Origin of the sequence: Bacillus sp. COPE52 (genome assembly GCF_003355115.1) — a bacterium.
Taxonomy (GTDB): domain Bacteria; phylum Bacillota; class Bacilli; order Bacillales; family Bacillaceae_G; genus Bacillus_A; species Bacillus_A toyonensis.
On sequence record NZ_CP031292.1, the window covers coordinates 649,130 to 664,900 of the forward strand.

Annotated in this window: 14 protein-coding genes and 1 pseudogene; 9 read left to right on the forward strand and 6 right to left on the reverse strand. The window is 34.5% G+C overall.

Annotation, left to right across the window (positions count from 1 at the left end):
- The first annotated feature begins 46 nt into the window (after positions 1–46).
- The 3 genes from DPQ31_RS03190 to DPQ31_RS03200 all read left to right on the forward strand — a co-directional run bounded on the left by DPQ31_RS03190 (position 47) and on the right by DPQ31_RS03200 (position 3,651).
- Positions 47–595 (forward strand): class I SAM-dependent methyltransferase, encoded by a 549-nt coding sequence (locus DPQ31_RS03190; protein ID WP_000894486.1) that lies wholly within the window; start codon positions 47–49, stop codon positions 593–595.
- A 291-nt stretch (positions 596–886) separates the two neighbouring features.
- Positions 887–1,264: an ArsR/SmtB family transcription factor gene (locus DPQ31_RS03195; protein ID WP_000829679.1), complete on the forward strand. Its 378-nt coding sequence runs from the start codon at positions 887–889 to the stop codon at positions 1,262–1,264.
- Between the two features lie 20 nt (positions 1,265–1,284).
- Entirely contained in the window at positions 1,285–3,651 is a 2,367-nt protein-coding gene (locus DPQ31_RS03200; RefSeq protein ID WP_199632316.1) for a heavy metal translocating P-type ATPase, read from the forward strand.
- Positions 3,652–3,854: 203 nt separating this feature from the next.
- Here DPQ31_RS03200 and DPQ31_RS03205 read toward each other — a convergent pair whose 3' ends face one another.
- Positions 3,855–5,318 carry a nicotinate phosphoribosyltransferase gene (locus DPQ31_RS03205; RefSeq protein WP_001110357.1) on the reverse strand — a complete coding sequence of 488 codons (1,464 nt, stop codon included), beginning with the start codon at positions 5,316–5,318 and terminating at the stop codon, positions 3,855–3,857.
- A 199-nt stretch (positions 5,319–5,517) separates the two neighbouring features.
- On the opposite strand from DPQ31_RS03205, the gene DPQ31_RS03210 reads away from it, so the two are divergent.
- A complete protein-coding gene (locus DPQ31_RS03210) occupies positions 5,518–6,789 on the forward strand; it encodes a tetratricopeptide repeat protein (RefSeq protein ID WP_001187935.1) in 1,272 nt (423 codons plus the stop codon).
- Position 6,790: 1 nt separating this feature from the next.
- Positions 6,791–6,916, forward strand: coding sequence for an NprX family peptide pheromone (locus DPQ31_RS03215; protein ID WP_000720171.1), 126 nt, complete (start codon positions 6,791–6,793; stop codon positions 6,914–6,916).
- Positions 6,917–6,971: 55 nt separating this feature from the next.
- On the opposite strand, the pseudogene DPQ31_RS03220 reads toward DPQ31_RS03215, so the two are convergent.
- A pseudogene (locus DPQ31_RS03220) lies at positions 6,972–7,505 on the reverse strand (IS3 family transposase); the annotation flags it as partial.
- Between the two features lie 176 nt (positions 7,506–7,681).
- On the opposite strand from DPQ31_RS03220, the gene DPQ31_RS03225 reads away from it, so the two are divergent.
- Positions 7,682–9,382 (forward strand): M4 family metallopeptidase, encoded by a 1,701-nt coding sequence (locus DPQ31_RS03225; RefSeq protein WP_087969006.1) that lies wholly within the window; start codon positions 7,682–7,684, stop codon positions 9,380–9,382.
- Positions 9,383–9,445: 63 nt separating this feature from the next.
- On the opposite strand, the gene DPQ31_RS03230 is transcribed toward DPQ31_RS03225, so the two are convergent.
- The gene (locus tag DPQ31_RS03230; RefSeq protein WP_000852219.1) at positions 9,446–9,994 is read right to left on the reverse strand and encodes a TVP38/TMEM64 family protein; all 549 of its coding nucleotides are present in this window, start codon (positions 9,992–9,994) and stop codon (positions 9,446–9,448) included.
- A gap of 399 nt (positions 9,995–10,393) precedes the next feature.
- Here DPQ31_RS03230 and DPQ31_RS03235 point away from each other — a divergent pair, with 399 nt between their 5' ends.
- Together DPQ31_RS03235 and DPQ31_RS03240 are read left to right on the forward strand one after the other, a co-directional pair.
- A complete protein-coding gene (locus DPQ31_RS03235) occupies positions 10,394–10,912 on the forward strand; it encodes an RNase A-like domain-containing lipoprotein (protein WP_000822375.1) in 519 nt (172 codons plus the stop codon).
- 15 nt (positions 10,913–10,927) lie between these two features.
- Positions 10,928–11,200: a hypothetical protein gene (locus DPQ31_RS03240; RefSeq protein WP_000288801.1), complete on the forward strand. Its 273-nt coding sequence runs from the start codon at positions 10,928–10,930 to the stop codon at positions 11,198–11,200.
- Positions 11,201–11,254: 54 nt separating this feature from the next.
- Here the strand turns inward: DPQ31_RS03240 and DPQ31_RS03245 are convergent, their stop codons facing one another.
- From DPQ31_RS03245 to DPQ31_RS03255, 3 genes are all read right to left on the reverse strand, one after another.
- Positions 11,255–12,517: a VanW family protein gene (locus DPQ31_RS03245; RefSeq protein WP_098911597.1), complete on the reverse strand. Its 1,263-nt coding sequence runs from the start codon at positions 12,515–12,517 to the stop codon at positions 11,255–11,257.
- 234 nt (positions 12,518–12,751) lie between these two features.
- Positions 12,752–13,768: an LCP family protein gene (locus DPQ31_RS03250; RefSeq protein ID WP_142345873.1), complete on the reverse strand. Its 1,017-nt coding sequence runs from the start codon at positions 13,766–13,768 to the stop codon at positions 12,752–12,754.
- A gap of 330 nt (positions 13,769–14,098) precedes the next feature.
- Complete coding sequence (locus DPQ31_RS03255; protein ID WP_000668851.1) at positions 14,099–15,277, reverse strand: NupC/NupG family nucleoside CNT transporter; 1,179 nt, start codon at positions 15,275–15,277, stop codon at positions 14,099–14,101.
- Positions 15,278–15,368: 91 nt separating this feature from the next.
- On the opposite strand from DPQ31_RS03255, the gene DPQ31_RS03260 reads away from it, so the two are divergent.
- Positions 15,369–15,755: an SMU1112c/YaeR family gloxylase I-like metalloprotein gene (locus tag DPQ31_RS03260; RefSeq protein WP_098226552.1), complete on the forward strand. Its 387-nt coding sequence runs from the start codon at positions 15,369–15,371 to the stop codon at positions 15,753–15,755.
- Positions 15,756–15,771 lie beyond the last annotated feature (16 nt).

Below are 15,771 nucleotides of genomic sequence, written 5' to 3' on the forward strand. Positions count from 1 at the left end.
ATTGTCGAATTTTTATGTCGGAATATGAAAAAAGGGGAGAAGAGGAATGCTAGAAACGAAAGTGGTTGTTGGAGCAGAGGAGTATAATAATAACCCTGGTTGGTTACATACGAATGAAGAAGAATTAAATTTATTGCGAAGAGAAACTTGGCTTGATAAATTTCAACCTAATTCTTTATCAGCAATTTTAGCGGAACATGTATGGGAGCATTTATCGTACGAAGAAGGAATCGAAGCTGCAAAAATTTGTTATGAGTTTTTAACGGAGGGTGGATATATTCGTTGTGCAGTGCCAGATGCATTTTTCCCAGATGAAGAATATCAGCAAGGTGTACAAGTAGGTGGACCAGGGCCATTAGATCATCCAGCAGCAAGTCATAAAATCGTTCATAACTATAAAACAATCACGTCCATGTTTGAATCGGCAGGTTTTCAAGTTAGGATTTTAGAATACTGTGATGAGAATGGTAAGTTTCATTATAATGATTGGAATGAGAAAGATGGTTTTATTTATCGCTCGAAACGTTTTGATCATAGAAATCAAGATGGTACATTAGAATTTGCTTCGTTAATTGTGGATGCAGTGAAACTTTAATCAGTGGGGGTTCTTCATCTCCTGTTGATTATTAGCCTTCAACAATCGGGCTTTTACGGGTAGCTAATGTAGGGGAAATAAGAGAAGGATGCACAATAGTTTTCGTGTATCCTTTTTGTATGAAGAGTATGATAGGTGCGGAGAATATTGATATGTATATGTTGAAATATGAATGGAATTGTCAAAAAAATCTTTCGGATTTTATTGACACATATGAGTAGGCGCTCATATAATAAAAGTATAAGATATATGAACAGTTGTTCATATGTTCAATTAAAGAGGTGAGCTATAATGGCTGAAAATAAAGTAGAAACACCGCAGGAAACTTGTTCTCAAACGGTAATTCATGAGGAAGTCGTGGATCAAGTGAAGCAAACAATTCCGACTGATGAAAGTTTAAGTAAAGTAGCAGAACTATTTAAAGTATTAGGTGACCGTACGCGTACGAGAATATTACATGCATTATTTGAAGCTGAAATGTGCGTTTGTGATTTAGCTTATTTATTAGGAATGACACAATCGTCTATTTCACATCAGCTACGTGTGTTAAAGCAAGCGAAACTTGTAAAGAATCGTAAAGAAGGAAAGGTCGTTTATTATTCGTTAGCTGACCAGCACGTAATTCATATCTTCGAGCAAGCGTTTGAACACGTAAACGAGGAAGAATAAAAACGCGAGGAGGGAGAACGATGGCAGAAGCATTAGTGAAAAAGAAACTGATGTTAGAAGGTTTAGATTGTGCGAACTGTGCAATGAAAATTGAAAAAGGCGTTGGGAATATAGAAGGAGTAAATTCTTGCTCTGTAAACTTTGCAACAAAGACGATGGTTTTAGAAACAGCACAAAATAAAGAAAATGAAGTTGTGACAGAAGCAAAACAGCTTGTTACAAAGTTAGAACCACATATTAAAGTGCAAGAAGAGCAAAAAAATAAAGTTGCAAAAGAAGTTTTTATATTAGAAGGTTTAGATTGCGCGAACTGTGCAATGAAGATTGAAAATAAAGTTAAGGAAATGCCGACAGTTTCAGAAGCAACTGTTGATTTCGTATCAAAGAAATTACGAGTAGAAGTTGCGAATAAAAGAGAGTTAGAATCGACTGTAGAAGATATAAAGAATGTCGTTCAAAAGTTAGAACCAGATGTGAAAGTTGTTCGTGAAGAAAAGAGCGGCCATGACCACGGACATAGTCACGACCATGGTGAAGCAAATGTGAAAAAGATGATAGGGCGATTAGTAGTCGGTGGAATTTTGACAGGAATTGCTGCCTTAGCTGATTTACCACAAATGATAACAATTCCATTATTCGTCCTTGCGTATTTATTAATAGGTGGAGATATCGTTTGGAGAGCGGTAAGAAACATAACTCGCGGCCAAGTATTCGATGAAAACTTTTTAATGGCAATTGCAACTGTAGGAGCTTTTGCAATTCAACAATATTCAGAAGCTGTTGCGGTAATGCTATTTTATCAAGTAGGGGAACTATTCCAAAGTATTGCAGTAAATCGCTCTCGAAAATCAATTACTTCATTAATGGATATTCGCCCTGATTATGCGAATGTAAAGGTTGGAAATGAAACGAAACAAGTATCACCGGAAGATGTACAAATCGGCGATTATATTATCGTAAAACCGGGTGAGAAAGTACCATTAGACGGAAAAGTAGTCGAGGGAACATCAATGATGGATACTTCAGCACTTACAGGTGAATCTGTACCGCGTGAAGTAGAAGTTGGTAATGACGTATTAAGTGGTTTTGTAAACCAAAATGGTGTATTAACAATTGAAGTTACAAAAGAATTTGGTGAATCTACTGTATCAAAAATTTTAGATTTAGTTCAAAATGCAAGTAGTAAAAAAGCACCGACAGAAAACTTTATTACGAAATTTGCGCGCTACTATACTCCTGTTGTAGTTATTACAGCAGCGATCATGGCGTTTATTCCACCGCTTATTTTAGAAGGTGCTACATTCTCCGAGTGGATTTATAGAGCGTTAGTATTCTTAGTTATTTCTTGTCCATGTGCGTTAGTCGTATCCATTCCTCTTGGATTCTTTGGAGGTATCGGTGGTGCATCCAAAAGTGGGATTTTAGTAAAAGGAAGTAACTATTTAGAAGCATTGAATGATGTGAAATATATCGTCTTTGATAAAACAGGTACATTAACAAAAGGTGTCTTTAAAGTTACAAAAATGGAGCCAAGTGAAGGTACTACTAGTGAAGAACTGTTAGAGTATGCAGCGTTTGCAGAAGTATATTCAAACCATCCAATTGCACAATCTATTCGAAATGCATATGGAAAATCAATCGATGAAAATGCTATTGAAGACTATAGTGAAATTTCTGGTCATGGTACAGTTGTAAAAGTGCAAGGAAAAGAAATTTTCGCGGGTAATGCTAAATTAATGAGAAAAGAAAATATTGAATTTAAGCAACCAGAAACAGTAGGTACATTAGTTCACGTTGCTGTAGATGGTAAATACGCAGGTTATATTGTTATCTCAGATGAGGTAAAAGAGGATTCAAAACAAGCGATTCAAAAGTTAAAAGAACTAGGCATCAAGAAGACAGTGATGTTAACTGGGGATGCAAAAGCAGTTGGTGAAGCTGTTGGAAAAGAATTAGGTTTAGATGAAGTTCACGCAGAACTACTACCACAACAAAAAGTAGAAGAGATTGAAAAAATTGATGCGGCTAAGCGTGGAAAAGAAAAAGTTGCTTTCGTTGGTGATGGTATTAACGACACGCCAGTATTAGCACGAGCGGACGTTGGTATTGCTATGGGTGGCTTAGGATCGGATGCAGCGATTGAAGCTGCAGATATCGTTATAATGACTGATGAACCTTCAAAAATTGCAACAGCTGTTAAAATTGCAAAACGCACAAGAAGCATTGTATGGCAAAATATTATATTTGCATTAGGTGTAAAAGGATTAGTTTTATTACTTGGTGCTTTTGGTATAGCGACAATGTGGGAAGCTGTTTTCTCAGATGTGGGTGTGACGTTAATTGCAGTATTAAATGCAATGCGTGTACTAAGAGTGAAAGATTTATAAAAAAGAGGACGCAATTGCGTCCTCTTTTTTATCGGTTATTTTGTTGAAAGTGACTCAATAAAATAATATCAAATATTATTTTAGTTTTTAATAACGTAATATTAAATTTTGCAAATAAAAAATATTCACCTTGTTATTTTAATATATTTTTTACAAATATCCATATAGTATTGAAAAAACAGAGAAGGAGGAAACTTCTCTGTTTATTTTTGGATGTTTTTTTCAACTTGTTCACGAACAGTTTGAATATAATTCATTTTATGATCCCAGCATTCTTGGCTTAAATCCACAGGATACTCTTCGGGGTTTAAAGTTCGCATGTATTCTTCCCAAAATAGAGCGAGACTCTGTTCGTTATACTTTTGAATATCTAATATACTTGGTAGTTCGTATGTTCTTTCACCGTTAACGAAAATGTCTTTATGCAGTTCACGTGCTTCAAAGTTTGTTACGAATTTACTTATATATGTGTGAACAGGGTGGAACATTTTTAAGCGTTCTTCTTTTTCAGGCTCTTCAGAATCTAACGCAATATAATCGCCTTCAGCATGATTATTAACCCTGTTGACTATACGATAAATTCGTTTAAGCCCTGGAGTTGTAATCTTTTCAGGGTTAGATGAAATTTTAATCGTGTCATTTAATTTCCCGTCAGTATCTTCAATCGCAACTAGTTTGTAAACAGCCCCTAATGCTGGTTGTTCAAAGGATGTAATTAATTTTGTTCCAACACCCCATACGTCAATTTTTGCTCCTTGAGATTTAAGGTGCATAATTGTGTATTCATCTAAATCGCTAGAAGCGATAATTTTTGTATTTGTAAACCCAGCCTCATCTAGTAATATTCTTGCCTTTTTAGACAAATAAGCCATATCACCACTATCAAGACGAATGCCATAGAAATCAATACGATCTCCAAATTCTTTTGCAACACGAATCGCATTTGGAACACCAGATTTTAATGTGTCATATGTATCGACGAGAAAGACACATTTTTTATGAGTTTCAGCGTATTTTTTAAACGCGACATATTCATCGCGATACGCTTGAACGAAAGAGTGAGCATGTGTGCCGGCTACAGGTATCCCGAAGCGTTTTCCAGCACGAACGTTGCTTGTAGATGAGAAACCGCCAATAAAGGCAGCGCGTGTTCCCCAAAGGGCAGCATCAAATTCATGAGCACGTCTTGTGCCAAACTCTAAAAGTTCATCGTTATTTGCAGCATGCTTCATACGAGCAGCTTTTGTTGCAATTAATGTTTGGTAATTCACAATGTTTAAAAGGGCAGTTTCAATAATTTGTGCTTCACCGAGTGGTGCATCAACACGTAATAAAGGCTCGTTATTGAATACAACTTCACCTTCTTGCATACTACGAATAACCCCAGTGAATTTCATATTTTGTAAATAATGAAGGAATTCTTCTTCAAATTGTAATTCTGCTAAATAAGCGATATCGCTCTCGGTAAAACTGAAATTTTCTATGTACTCTACAATTTTTTCAAGACCAGCAAAAACAGCGTAGCCATTCTCAAATGGAAGCTTTCGAAAATATAAATCAAAAACAGAACGGCGATTATGAATACCATCTTTCCAATATGTATAAGCCATGTTGATTTGATATAAATCTGTATGTAAGGCATAACTATCGTCTTTATAATAATTCATTGCGAAAACACCTCCGTAATTTGGTTATAGTATACCAATTTTACGACGTTCGTAGCAAAGAAGAGATATTGATGCGAAGTCAAGAGAGAAAAAAATGAAATAATGCATATTTTTTAGAAAATTAACATTTATCAATTTATATTTCTCTAGATTTTATGTATTATTAGAGTAATGGGGGTAATGAGAATGGAGGAGGACAATGCAACAAACATTAGAAAAAATAGGCAAACAAGTCTTTTATAAACGGCTACAGCAAAAAATGACACAAGAAGAATTATGTCAGGGCATTTGTTCTGTCTCATACTTAAGTAAGATCGAAAATGGAAAGATCGAAGCATCAGAAGAAATTCTACAATTGCTCTGCGCAAGATTAGAGATTGCTGTAACGGATTTAAGAGATGTAGAAGAAGATGTGAAGGGGAAGCTGGATGAATGGTTGAATGCACTAGTTCATTTGGACAAGCAACAAGTAGAACGCATATATGAAGAGTTGCAAGGTGAAATGAAGCATGTTTTGGATTTTGAAATTATAAATTATTATAAACTGCTGTATACACGTTATTTAATTATGAAAAGGGATTTTCCTGCTGTTGAAGAAGAGTTAGAAAGCTTAAAGAAGATGTATAAAAAGTATTCACCATTCCAGAAATTATTATATACGTATAGCAAAGGGTTATATTATTTCTTACAACATAAATATAAGACAGCGTTGGAGTACTTGGCTCGAACGGAAGTAATGGCGAAGGAGCAAGGGTATCGCGAAAATGGAATATATTTCAATTTAGCTCTTGTTTACAATGAATTAGAAGTTGAACATATGACTTTACATTTTGCTAATTTAGCAATGGAAGGATTTAAGAATGAATATAAGTTTCGGCATGTAATAAATTGTCAATTGCTTATTGCATTGAGTTATATACAGAAAAGGCAATATAATGAAGCGCTTTCTATTTATAATAATATTTTGAGAGAGGCAAATTCTTTTGCTGATAAAGAAAGCATAACAGCTATTGCTTTAAATAACTTAGGATTTTTGTACTATAACTTAAAAGACTATGCAAAGGCTAAAGATTATTATTTGCAATGCTTACAGTATAAGAAGGAAGAGGATTTAAATTATATTGATGCAGTGTATGAGATTGCTTTACAGTGTATAGAATTAAAAGAATTTGAAGAGGCAAAAGAGTGGATCAGTAAAGGGATAGATGTCGCGAAGAGGGATGAAAAGTATAAAAGTATGCTATATATACTATTGGTACTTAAGTATAAATACTTTGAAACTAAAGATGTTTATAAAAGATTTTTAGAAGTTGAGGCGATCCCATTTTTTAGGGGTGCAGAGAATAAAAAGGATTTAAAAATGGTGTATTTAGAACTGGCAGGGTATCATGAAGAATTATTAGAGTTTCGAGAAAGTAATAACTATTATAAATTAGCAATTAATTTATTAGAAGAAAAGGGAGGAAAATAATATGAAGAAAATAATTATTGGTGCTTTAGCTTTGATAGCTGTATTGGTGGTATTGGAACCTCAGTATGCTTGGACATCGGATATCTATGGCCAAGGAGAGAATGTAGTTGAAGTGGTAAACTCTTAATAAAAAACTGAAGTGAACCTCGAAAGTGGGACACATATCAAAACATCTAAACCACCTATCGCCTAAATTCTTTAGGCGATAGGTGGTTTAATTTTTCTTGAATTCGCGCACAATTGTAGTAATGAATGTATTCTAGCGCAATCTTTCGCAAAGTTGTGTTGGATACTCTTGTTATCTTTTGTGAGTAAAAAGCTTCACTTTTTAAATGACTAAAGAAGCTTTCCATGACGGCATTATCATGGCAATTTCCTCTCCGGGACATGCTGGTGATATTGCCTTTTTCTTTAATATATGCTTGAAATTCCTTCGCTGTATAAATACTTCCTTGATCAGAGTGAAGGATGACATCTTTTACTTTTTGCCCTCCCATTGCTTGTTTTAATGTCTTCATCGCTAATGTCAGTGTTTGTGATTCGCTTATGACATAACTAATAATTTCGCGATTAAAGGCATCCATAATCGTTGATAAATACAATGTACGCTCTTCAAATAATAGATACGTCATATCGATAAACCACTTTTCATTTGGTGCTGAAGCTTTGAATTGAAGCTCCGATCGATGAGGGAATACTACTGATTCTGTACCGTTGAATTTGCATACTAAGTATGCAAATTCAGGAGGTCTTTTTTTTCAATATTTGTTCCTCAAAATTCTACAAAACTTGAGAAAATAATTATTTGAATTTTTAGTATATTAATAGTGGAAACATAATGCTAATATGAAACTACTCTTTTTCAAAAAAATTTTTATTAGGGGGAAGGTTCATGAAAAAGAAAAGTTTAGCGTTAGTGTTAGCGGCAGGAATGGCAGTTACTACATTTGGAGGGACAGGCTCTGCGTTTGCAGATTCAAAAAATGTGCTCTCTACGAAGAAGTACAATGAGACAGTGAAGTCGCCTGAGTTTATTTCTGGTGATCTAACTGGAGCAACTGGCAAGAAAGCGGAATCTGTTGTGTTTGATTATTTAAATGCAGCAAAAGGTGATTATAAGCTAGGGGAAAAGAGTGCGCAAGATTCTTTCAAAGTGAAACAAGTGAAAAAAGATGCTGTAACTGATTCAACAGTAGTACGTATGCAACAAGTTTACGAAGGAGTACCTGTATGGGGTTCTACTCAAGTAGCTCACGTAAGTAAAGATGGTTCTTTAAAAGTATTGTCTGGAACAGTTGCACCTGATTTAGACAAGAAAGAAAAGTTGAAAAATAAAAATAAGATTGAAGGCGCAAAAGCGATTGCAATCGCGCAGCAAGATTTAGGTGTAACACCGAAATATGAGGTAGAACCAAAAGCGGACTTATATGTATATCAAAACGGTGAAGAAACAACATATGCATACGTTGTAAATCTAAACTTCTTAGATCCAAGCCCAGGAAACTACTACTATTTCATTGAAGCAGACAGCGGTAAAGTGTTAAATAAATATAATAAACTTGATCATGTAACAAATGAAGATAAGTCACCAGTTAAGCAAGATGCTCCTAAACAGGAAGCAAAAGCTGCTGCAAAGCCAGTAACAGGAACGAATAAAGTGGGAACTGGTAAAGGTGTATTAGGAGATACGAAATCGCTTAATACAACGTTATCTGGATCATCTTACTACTTGCAAGATAATACGCGCGGGGCAACAATTTTCACATATGATGCGAAAAATCGTACTACATTACCGGGAACATTATGGGTAGATGCAGATAATGTTTTCAATGCAGCGTATGATGCAGCGGCAGTAGATGCTCATTTCTATGCTGGTAGAACATATGATTATTATAAAGCTACATTTAATAGAAACTCTATTAATGATGCAGGAGCACCATTAAAATCAACAGTTCATTACGGAAGTAAGTATAATAATGCATTCTGGAACGGTTCACAAATGGTATACGGAGATGGTGATGGTGTAACATTCACTTCATTATCTGGTGGAATTGATGTAATTGGTCACGAATTAACGCATGCTGTTACGGAAAATAGCTCGGATTTAATTTATCAAAATGAATCAGGAGCGCTAAATGAAGCAATTTCTGATATCTTTGGTACTTTAGTAGAATACTATGATAATCGTAATCCAGATTGGGAAATTGGTGAAGATATTTACACGCCTGGTAAAGCAGGAGATGCACTTCGCTCTATGAGTGATCCAGCGAAATATGGTGACCCAGACCATTATTCTAAGCGTTACACTGGTACTAGTGATAACGGTGGGGTTCATACGAACAGTGGTATTATTAACAAGCAAGCTTATTTATTAGCAAATGGCGGTACGCATTCTGGTGTAACTGTAACTGGTATTGGTAAAGATAAATTAGGTGCGATTTACTACCGTGCAAATACACAGTATTTCACGCAATCTACTACATTTAGTCAAGCTCGTGCTGGTGCAGTACAAGCTGCAGCGGATTTATATGGTGCTAGCTCTGCAGAAGTAAATGCAGTGAAGCAATCATTTAGTGCTGTTGGTGTAAACTAAGGATTTAAGGGATAGATATTAATAAAATACTTCAAAAATAAAGAAGGAGCATAGGCTCCTTCTTTATTTTTTTCTCCATTTTTTCCACAAATAGAACAATCCAATGCAACCTGCGATTGTTACAATCCACTTCGCTTCATTTGTTCCATTCATAACATGATATGCCGAATATACTTCAATCAATAAGGCCGGTATTTTACCTATTGTACTGGCAATACTGAAGGAGAGTAATGACATTTTCCCTAGAGCTGCAAATAAAGTCACGATACTTGATGGGATGAAAGGTATCAATCGAAACGATAGAACGAGTAGAAAGGCCTCTCTACCTTCTACATAAAGAAGACGCTCTACCTTTGGATACTTATTTACTTTATCGTGAGTGAACTTTTGAAGGCCTATGCGATAAATATAAAACGAGATAATAGCCCCTAATGCTTCGCCTGCGATCGAAATGAGTGTGCCATTTGTAACGCCAAATAGCTGTATATTAATGGCGGTTAAAAAGATGCTAGGGATAAAACCTAAAAGACTGATGATGATATTGATTAAGATACTAAGTGGAATTGCAATTGAATAGTATTCTGTTAGGAAATTTTGAATCGTTTCTGCCATATTATAAAATCCTTTATCTTTTTTTGCATTACACCATATTTCGAATGGATAGGCAAGGAGAAATTTACATAATGTAGAAAACGTTGACAGAACGGCGTTTGTATACCGTATATGGGTATTAGGTATATGAAAATGGGGGTATATTATAATTTATTGAAAAACACTGCATAAACCTTGTTTTTAAAGGGTTTATGCAGTGTTTTAAATGGTGTTTTAATTCGGGAAATAATTATAAAATCATAGGGGTATATTTTAAAGTAGGTGAAAAACAGTGGTTTGATGAAGATAGAGTGGTAAATATAGCAAAATAGCTGAAGGGTTTAAAAAATGTATGTGTTTTTTCGTTGTGAAATTGACTTTTAGTGAAGTTACGATAATAATCATGGAAGAGGTGATATGATGAAACGAATAAATAGTCTTTTCTTCAGTAGTTTACTGGCATTGATGCTGATCTTAAGTGGATGTGCAGGAAAAGAACAAAAAACTGAGAAACAAACAGGGAATCAAGGTACGTCAGTAGAAAAAATTAGTGATAATATTTTAGATGAAATGGAAGGGCCGCCTAAAAATGGTCATACGATTGAAAGGCATGTAGGAAAATCAGAAGAGGATTTGAAGAATCGTTTGAAGACAGATAAAGTATCAGCGGCAAGTACATACTATGATAAAGAAACAGCGACGAAAGCTGTAAAAGATAGTTTGAAGCAACATGATAAAGAAATTCAAGATTGGTTAAAAAATTCTAAAGAGGCTCGTCTCGTATTAAATACAACTCATTCATTCCCGGTCGGGAAAACGGTAATAAAGAAAAATATGAATGTAAAAGATAAGTTAGTAAAAACTGTTACTGTTTTAGCGAGAGATAAGTCAGGAGATTTAGGATATAAGATTATTACTTCTTATCCATCTGACAAATAAGAAGGGGGAGTACATATGTATACGACATTACAATACTTTCTTAAATCATACTGTACGTTAAGTATTCATGAGGATGAAATAGTAAGCGTGATGGCAGAGTTTATAGAGCAAGAAGATGAAGAAATTGTTTTGAAATTACGCGATGAATTAGTATATATGAAGAACAAGAACGCGTGGGAAGAAGCGTGCGTACTAGCTGCGAAGCAAGGGAATCGTATATGGTCTTTAGAAGAAACGAAGGATCATCTTGAAACTTTTTTACTATTACTGCAAAAGAAAAAGGCGTGAGTAGATCACGCCTTTTTCTTTATGCTTTTTGAAATTTGTCCGTTTGATAGTATCTCATTGTTTTGGGGCACTTTTATATACGCTTTTTGAAATTTGTCCATTTGATAGTACTTCGCCGTTTTGTGTTACTTTTTTATACGTAACCGCTGTTATTTTATCATTAGTTCTACTAATTACTTGAGAAGAAACTTCAACATTTTTACCAGTATTTGTACCGAAAATGCGTGTAGTAATACTACCTCCATTTGAAAATGCTTGAATATAAATATGATTACCTGTATTGTTTTTAAATTTTAAATCCGGACCATAGTCTGCCACTGCTGCATCTTGCCCAAGTGGTAAATAATTTACGGGCATAGAATGATTACTTCGAGAAACAATTCCTAAATCTGCCCTTAAAGCTGCGCTATATAAAGTACTACTGACTTGGCAAACGCCTCCGCCTGCACTTTGTATAACTTTACCTTGTGAATATACTGCGGCAGATTTATAACCATGTGCAGCATCAGTTACACCAACACGGCCATTAAAACTAAACGTTTCATCAGGTGCTACAATAACTCCACTTAAAGTATTAGCTGATTTATTTACGTTAAAGGATTGATTACCATTACGGCCAGCCATTGGAGTAGAGTACTCAGCAATTACTTCTTTAATCCCCATTTTCTGTATATCTTCTGTAGAACGTTCTGGTTTTATTAATGTAACCGGTAATGTAACATCTGATTTACCAGTAGTAATAGCTTCGTTTGTTAAATCGCGTAGTTTGCCTTTATCAATTTTTTCTCCGTTTTGACTTTGACTAACATTTACAGTAGAGCCTTCAATACTTAATTCTGCATTAACAGGATTTTTTAATGTTTCATTATATTTATCTTTTATAAAGGTTTCATAAGCTGGTGTATTTAATTGTGGTGTTAATTTATAGTCACGTTTTAATTCATCGTTTTCAGCTTGCTTCCGCATTTTGTAACGACTCATTACGTTTCCTTCTTGTTCTTTAAAGATTTTGTTTACGATATCTTTCTCTTTATAATTTATACCTAAATTTTTCCATATGTAAGTTTGTTTATCATCTTGGAATATGTAGGTAAGAGATTTTTGATCTAATTCATTTATTTTTTGATTAATAATTGCTTGAATATCTGCTTTATTTTTTCCAGCAAGAGAAATACCTTCAAACGTAGTATTTGGTAATGCGGTGTTATTTAATTGATTATTTAATTTGGATACATATTGATATCCACCAATACCGCCTACACAAAGTAATATGCCCCCTGCAATTGCAGAACCGATCAGTATTTTACTTAGCTTCATTTATTTCCCCCCAGAAATTTGTGTATAAATATATGTATTACATTTTTTGTATAAAAATGATGGAAATAACAGTATGTAAGTTCTAGTATACTATTATTTCCATTGTATGTGTAATGTTTTTATAAAAAATGTTACACTGTTGTAATAATTGTCTCTTTTTGTCACAATATGCATGAAAAATTTGTTGAAAATTATAATAAAAAGGCTGTCTAGAAAAATCTAGCAGCCTTTTTATTATAATTTTTTATGCTCATTTTTATTCGTAACACCGAGATGTTCTTGAAGTGTTGTCGATATATTATTCACGCTTTTTTCGTTTGGAACGTAATAATAAATACCATCTATATATTTATCTGTACCTTCCACTTGAAATTTGTCCATTTTTAAACTTGAATCCATTGAATTTTTTGCAATTGTCATCATATCATCAAAAGTTAAATTTGTTTTTAAATCATTATCGACAGCATCTAGTAGGCCACCGATTTTATTAATGGAATTAAGAGATAGTGCTTTTTCGGCAATAGCTTCTAAAACAAGTTGTTGTCGTTGACCGCGCATATAATCGCTATCGATGTGACGAGTTCTAGCTAGTGCAAGTGCCTCTTCTCCGTTTAAATGTTGACGTCCTTTTTTAAGATGAATTGCATTTGCTTCGTCTTTACTATTTTGTTCTGAAAACTCAACAGGAACATCGACAGTAATACCGCCAAGGGAATCAACGATTTTGATAAAGGATTTAAAGTTAAATTTTACGTAGTAGTCAACAGGAACGTCTAAAAAGTTCTCTACTGTATCAATCGTGCTGTCTACACCGCCGAATACGTGTGCATGTGTAATTTTATCGTATTTATCACGTGACTTAATGTAGACGCGTGAGTCACGTGGAATGCTTACAAGTTTAACGGATTTATCGTTTTTATTAATTGTTGCAAGTAATAGCGCATCCGTACGAGTTGCTTTTCCATAATTTTTTTCTCTAATATCACTTTCATCAACACCCATAATAAGTACGGAAATGTTATCAGTCATAGGTTTAACTGCTTTTTCACGTTTGTTGGATTTATCTCCTCGACCTAGTTCAGAATAAGCGTTATTTAAAATGGATTTTGCTTTACTGTATATATGGAAGGAGTAACCTCCTGCTCCAAGTGCTACAATTAGTAATGGAATAAGAAGGAACCAAAGTAGGCGTTTTTTCTTTGAGCGTCCTTTTTTGGCTCGCATATTGTTGTTTGTGTCGGATTTCATCATTTTTTCTCCTTTAAAACTATCAAAGTGTATACATCTAGGTGTATTAAAACACATAAAAAATATTTTACGCTAAATAAAAGCGATTGTACATGTATAAAAAATAGATGTCTTGATTATTTATCCCGCATTAACGGGCAGTAAAACTCCCACCTCAAAGTCCAGCGAATGCAAGGAAGTTAGGTGGGAGTTAACTGCCCGTAAAAGCCCGATTGGTGAAGGCTAATACTCAAAGGGGGATAGCCCCCTCTGAGTAAAGTTTCACTTTATAAGACACCTATTCGTTATTGTATACAAAAGATAGGGATAAGAAAATGATAAAATTTTACCTAATTACAACATAATACTTACGATAATTGCAGATAAAATACTAACGAGAGTAGCTCCATATAGTAATTTAAGCCCAAACCTTGCCACAACATTTCCTTGGTCTTCGTTTAACCCTTTTACTGCACCGGAAATAATTCCAATAGAAGAAAAGTTGGCAAAAGAAACGAGGAAAACAGAAATGATACCAACTGTACGGGGAGAAAGGCTATTGGAAATTTTACTAAGATCCATCATTGCTACAAATTCATTCGTTACAAGCTTCGTTGCCATAATGCTACCAGCTGCGACAATTTCAGAACTTGGTACACCGATAAGAAATGCAATAGGTGCAAATACGTAGCCGATTAATTGCTGAAAAGTAATGCCGAATATAATGAGGAATAGGTCATTAATGCAGCTAATCAATGCTACGAATCCGATGAGCATGGCGCCAACGACAATGGCTACCCGGAAACCATCAAGAATATATTCGCCAAGCATTTCAAAGAAACTTTGCTTTTCACCTTTTATTTCCAAAATATCTTCTTCATCTTTAACGTCGTAAGGGTTAATGATGAGTATGATAATAAAACCGCTAAATAAATTGAGAACGAGTGCAGTTACTACATATTTAGGTTCAATCATCGTCATATAGGCACCTACGATAGACATAGATACTGTTGACATGGCTGATGCACAAAGTGTATAAAGACGGTGTTTTGGAATTTGTGCTAATTGCTTTTTTACCGTAATAAACACTTCTGATTGGCCGACAATAGCGGAAGCGATGGCATTGTAAGATTCTAATTTCCCAAGACCATTTATCTTGCTAAGAAAGAAACCAATCCAATGAATAAAAAATGGTAGTATTTTGAAATGTTGTAATATACCAATTAAGACGGAAATAAAGACAATCGGTAATAATACAGTAAGGAAAAACGACATCTCACCTTTATTTGCAAGACCGCCAAACACAAAGTTTATACCATCAGCAGCATACTCGAGTAGCTTTGTGAAAAGGCTGGAAATGAACCGGATAAGTATGAGACCAATTTCTGTATTTAATAATAAATAGGTTAAAATTAACTGTATAATAAGCATGATGAAAATAGGTTTGAATTTAATGTGTTTCTTATTATTGCTAGCAATATAAGCAAGGAAGAAAACGACGATAAGTCCGACAAAAAAAGTGATAAATTTCATAGTAAGCCCCCTAAAAGAGATGTTCTGCTATATATGTTTTTCATTTCAAGGGAGAATATGCATCTTTGGTAAAGAAAGGAATAGAGAAATCATGAATATATGTAAAGTGCATCACGTTGCAATTATTTGTTCGAATTATGAAGTGTCAAAGGATTTCTATACTAGAATATTAGGTTTTAAAGTGATAAATGAAGTATATAGAAAGGAACGCGATTCTTATAAGTTGGATTTATGTGTAGGAGAAGAGTATCAAATAGAATTATTTTCATTTCCAAGTCCGCCTGAGCGCCCAAGTTTTCCAGAAGCAGCTGGTCTTAGACATTTAGCATTTGCAGTTATAAATATAGAAGAAGCTGTGACGCATTTAAATCAATGTGGTGTTGAGACGGAATCGATACGTATTGATGAAATAACGGGGAAGAAATTCGTCTTTTTCCAAGATCCTGACGGTTTACCTTTAGAATTATATGAGGTTTGAAAATTGGTGAATTTTA

Coding starts and splice junctions, on each gene's coding strand:
- DPQ31_RS03190 (WP_000894486.1), top strand. CDS start 47: ATGCTAGAAACGAAAGTGGTTGTTGGAGCAGAGGAGTATAATAATAAC.
- DPQ31_RS03195 (WP_000829679.1), top strand. CDS start 887: ATGGCTGAAAATAAAGTAGAAACACCGCAGGAAACTTGTTCTCAAACG.
- DPQ31_RS03200 (WP_199632316.1), top strand. CDS start 1,285: ATGGCAGAAGCATTAGTGAAAAAGAAACTGATGTTAGAAGGTTTAGAT.
- DPQ31_RS03205 (WP_001110357.1), bottom strand. CDS start 5,318: ATGAATTATTATAAAGACGATAGTTATGCCTTACATACAGATTTATAT.
- DPQ31_RS03210 (WP_001187935.1), top strand. CDS start 5,518: ATGCAACAAACATTAGAAAAAATAGGCAAACAAGTCTTTTATAAACGG.
- DPQ31_RS03215 (WP_000720171.1), top strand. CDS start 6,791: ATGAAGAAAATAATTATTGGTGCTTTAGCTTTGATAGCTGTATTGGTG.
- DPQ31_RS03225 (WP_087969006.1), top strand. CDS start 7,682: ATGAAAAAGAAAAGTTTAGCGTTAGTGTTAGCGGCAGGAATGGCAGTT.
- DPQ31_RS03230 (WP_000852219.1), bottom strand. CDS start 9,994: ATGGCAGAAACGATTCAAAATTTCCTAACAGAATACTATTCAATTGCA.
- DPQ31_RS03235 (WP_000822375.1), top strand. CDS start 10,394: ATGAAACGAATAAATAGTCTTTTCTTCAGTAGTTTACTGGCATTGATG.
- DPQ31_RS03240 (WP_000288801.1), top strand. CDS start 10,928: ATGTATACGACATTACAATACTTTCTTAAATCATACTGTACGTTAAGT.
- DPQ31_RS03245 (WP_098911597.1), bottom strand. CDS start 12,517: ATGAAGCTAAGTAAAATACTGATCGGTTCTGCAATTGCAGGGGGCATA.
- DPQ31_RS03250 (WP_142345873.1), bottom strand. CDS start 13,768: ATGATGAAATCCGACACAAACAACAATATGCGAGCCAAAAAAGGACGC.
- DPQ31_RS03255 (WP_000668851.1), bottom strand. CDS start 15,277: ATGAAATTTATCACTTTTTTTGTCGGACTTATCGTCGTTTTCTTCCTT.
- DPQ31_RS03260 (WP_098226552.1), top strand. CDS start 15,369: ATGAATATATGTAAAGTGCATCACGTTGCAATTATTTGTTCGAATTAT.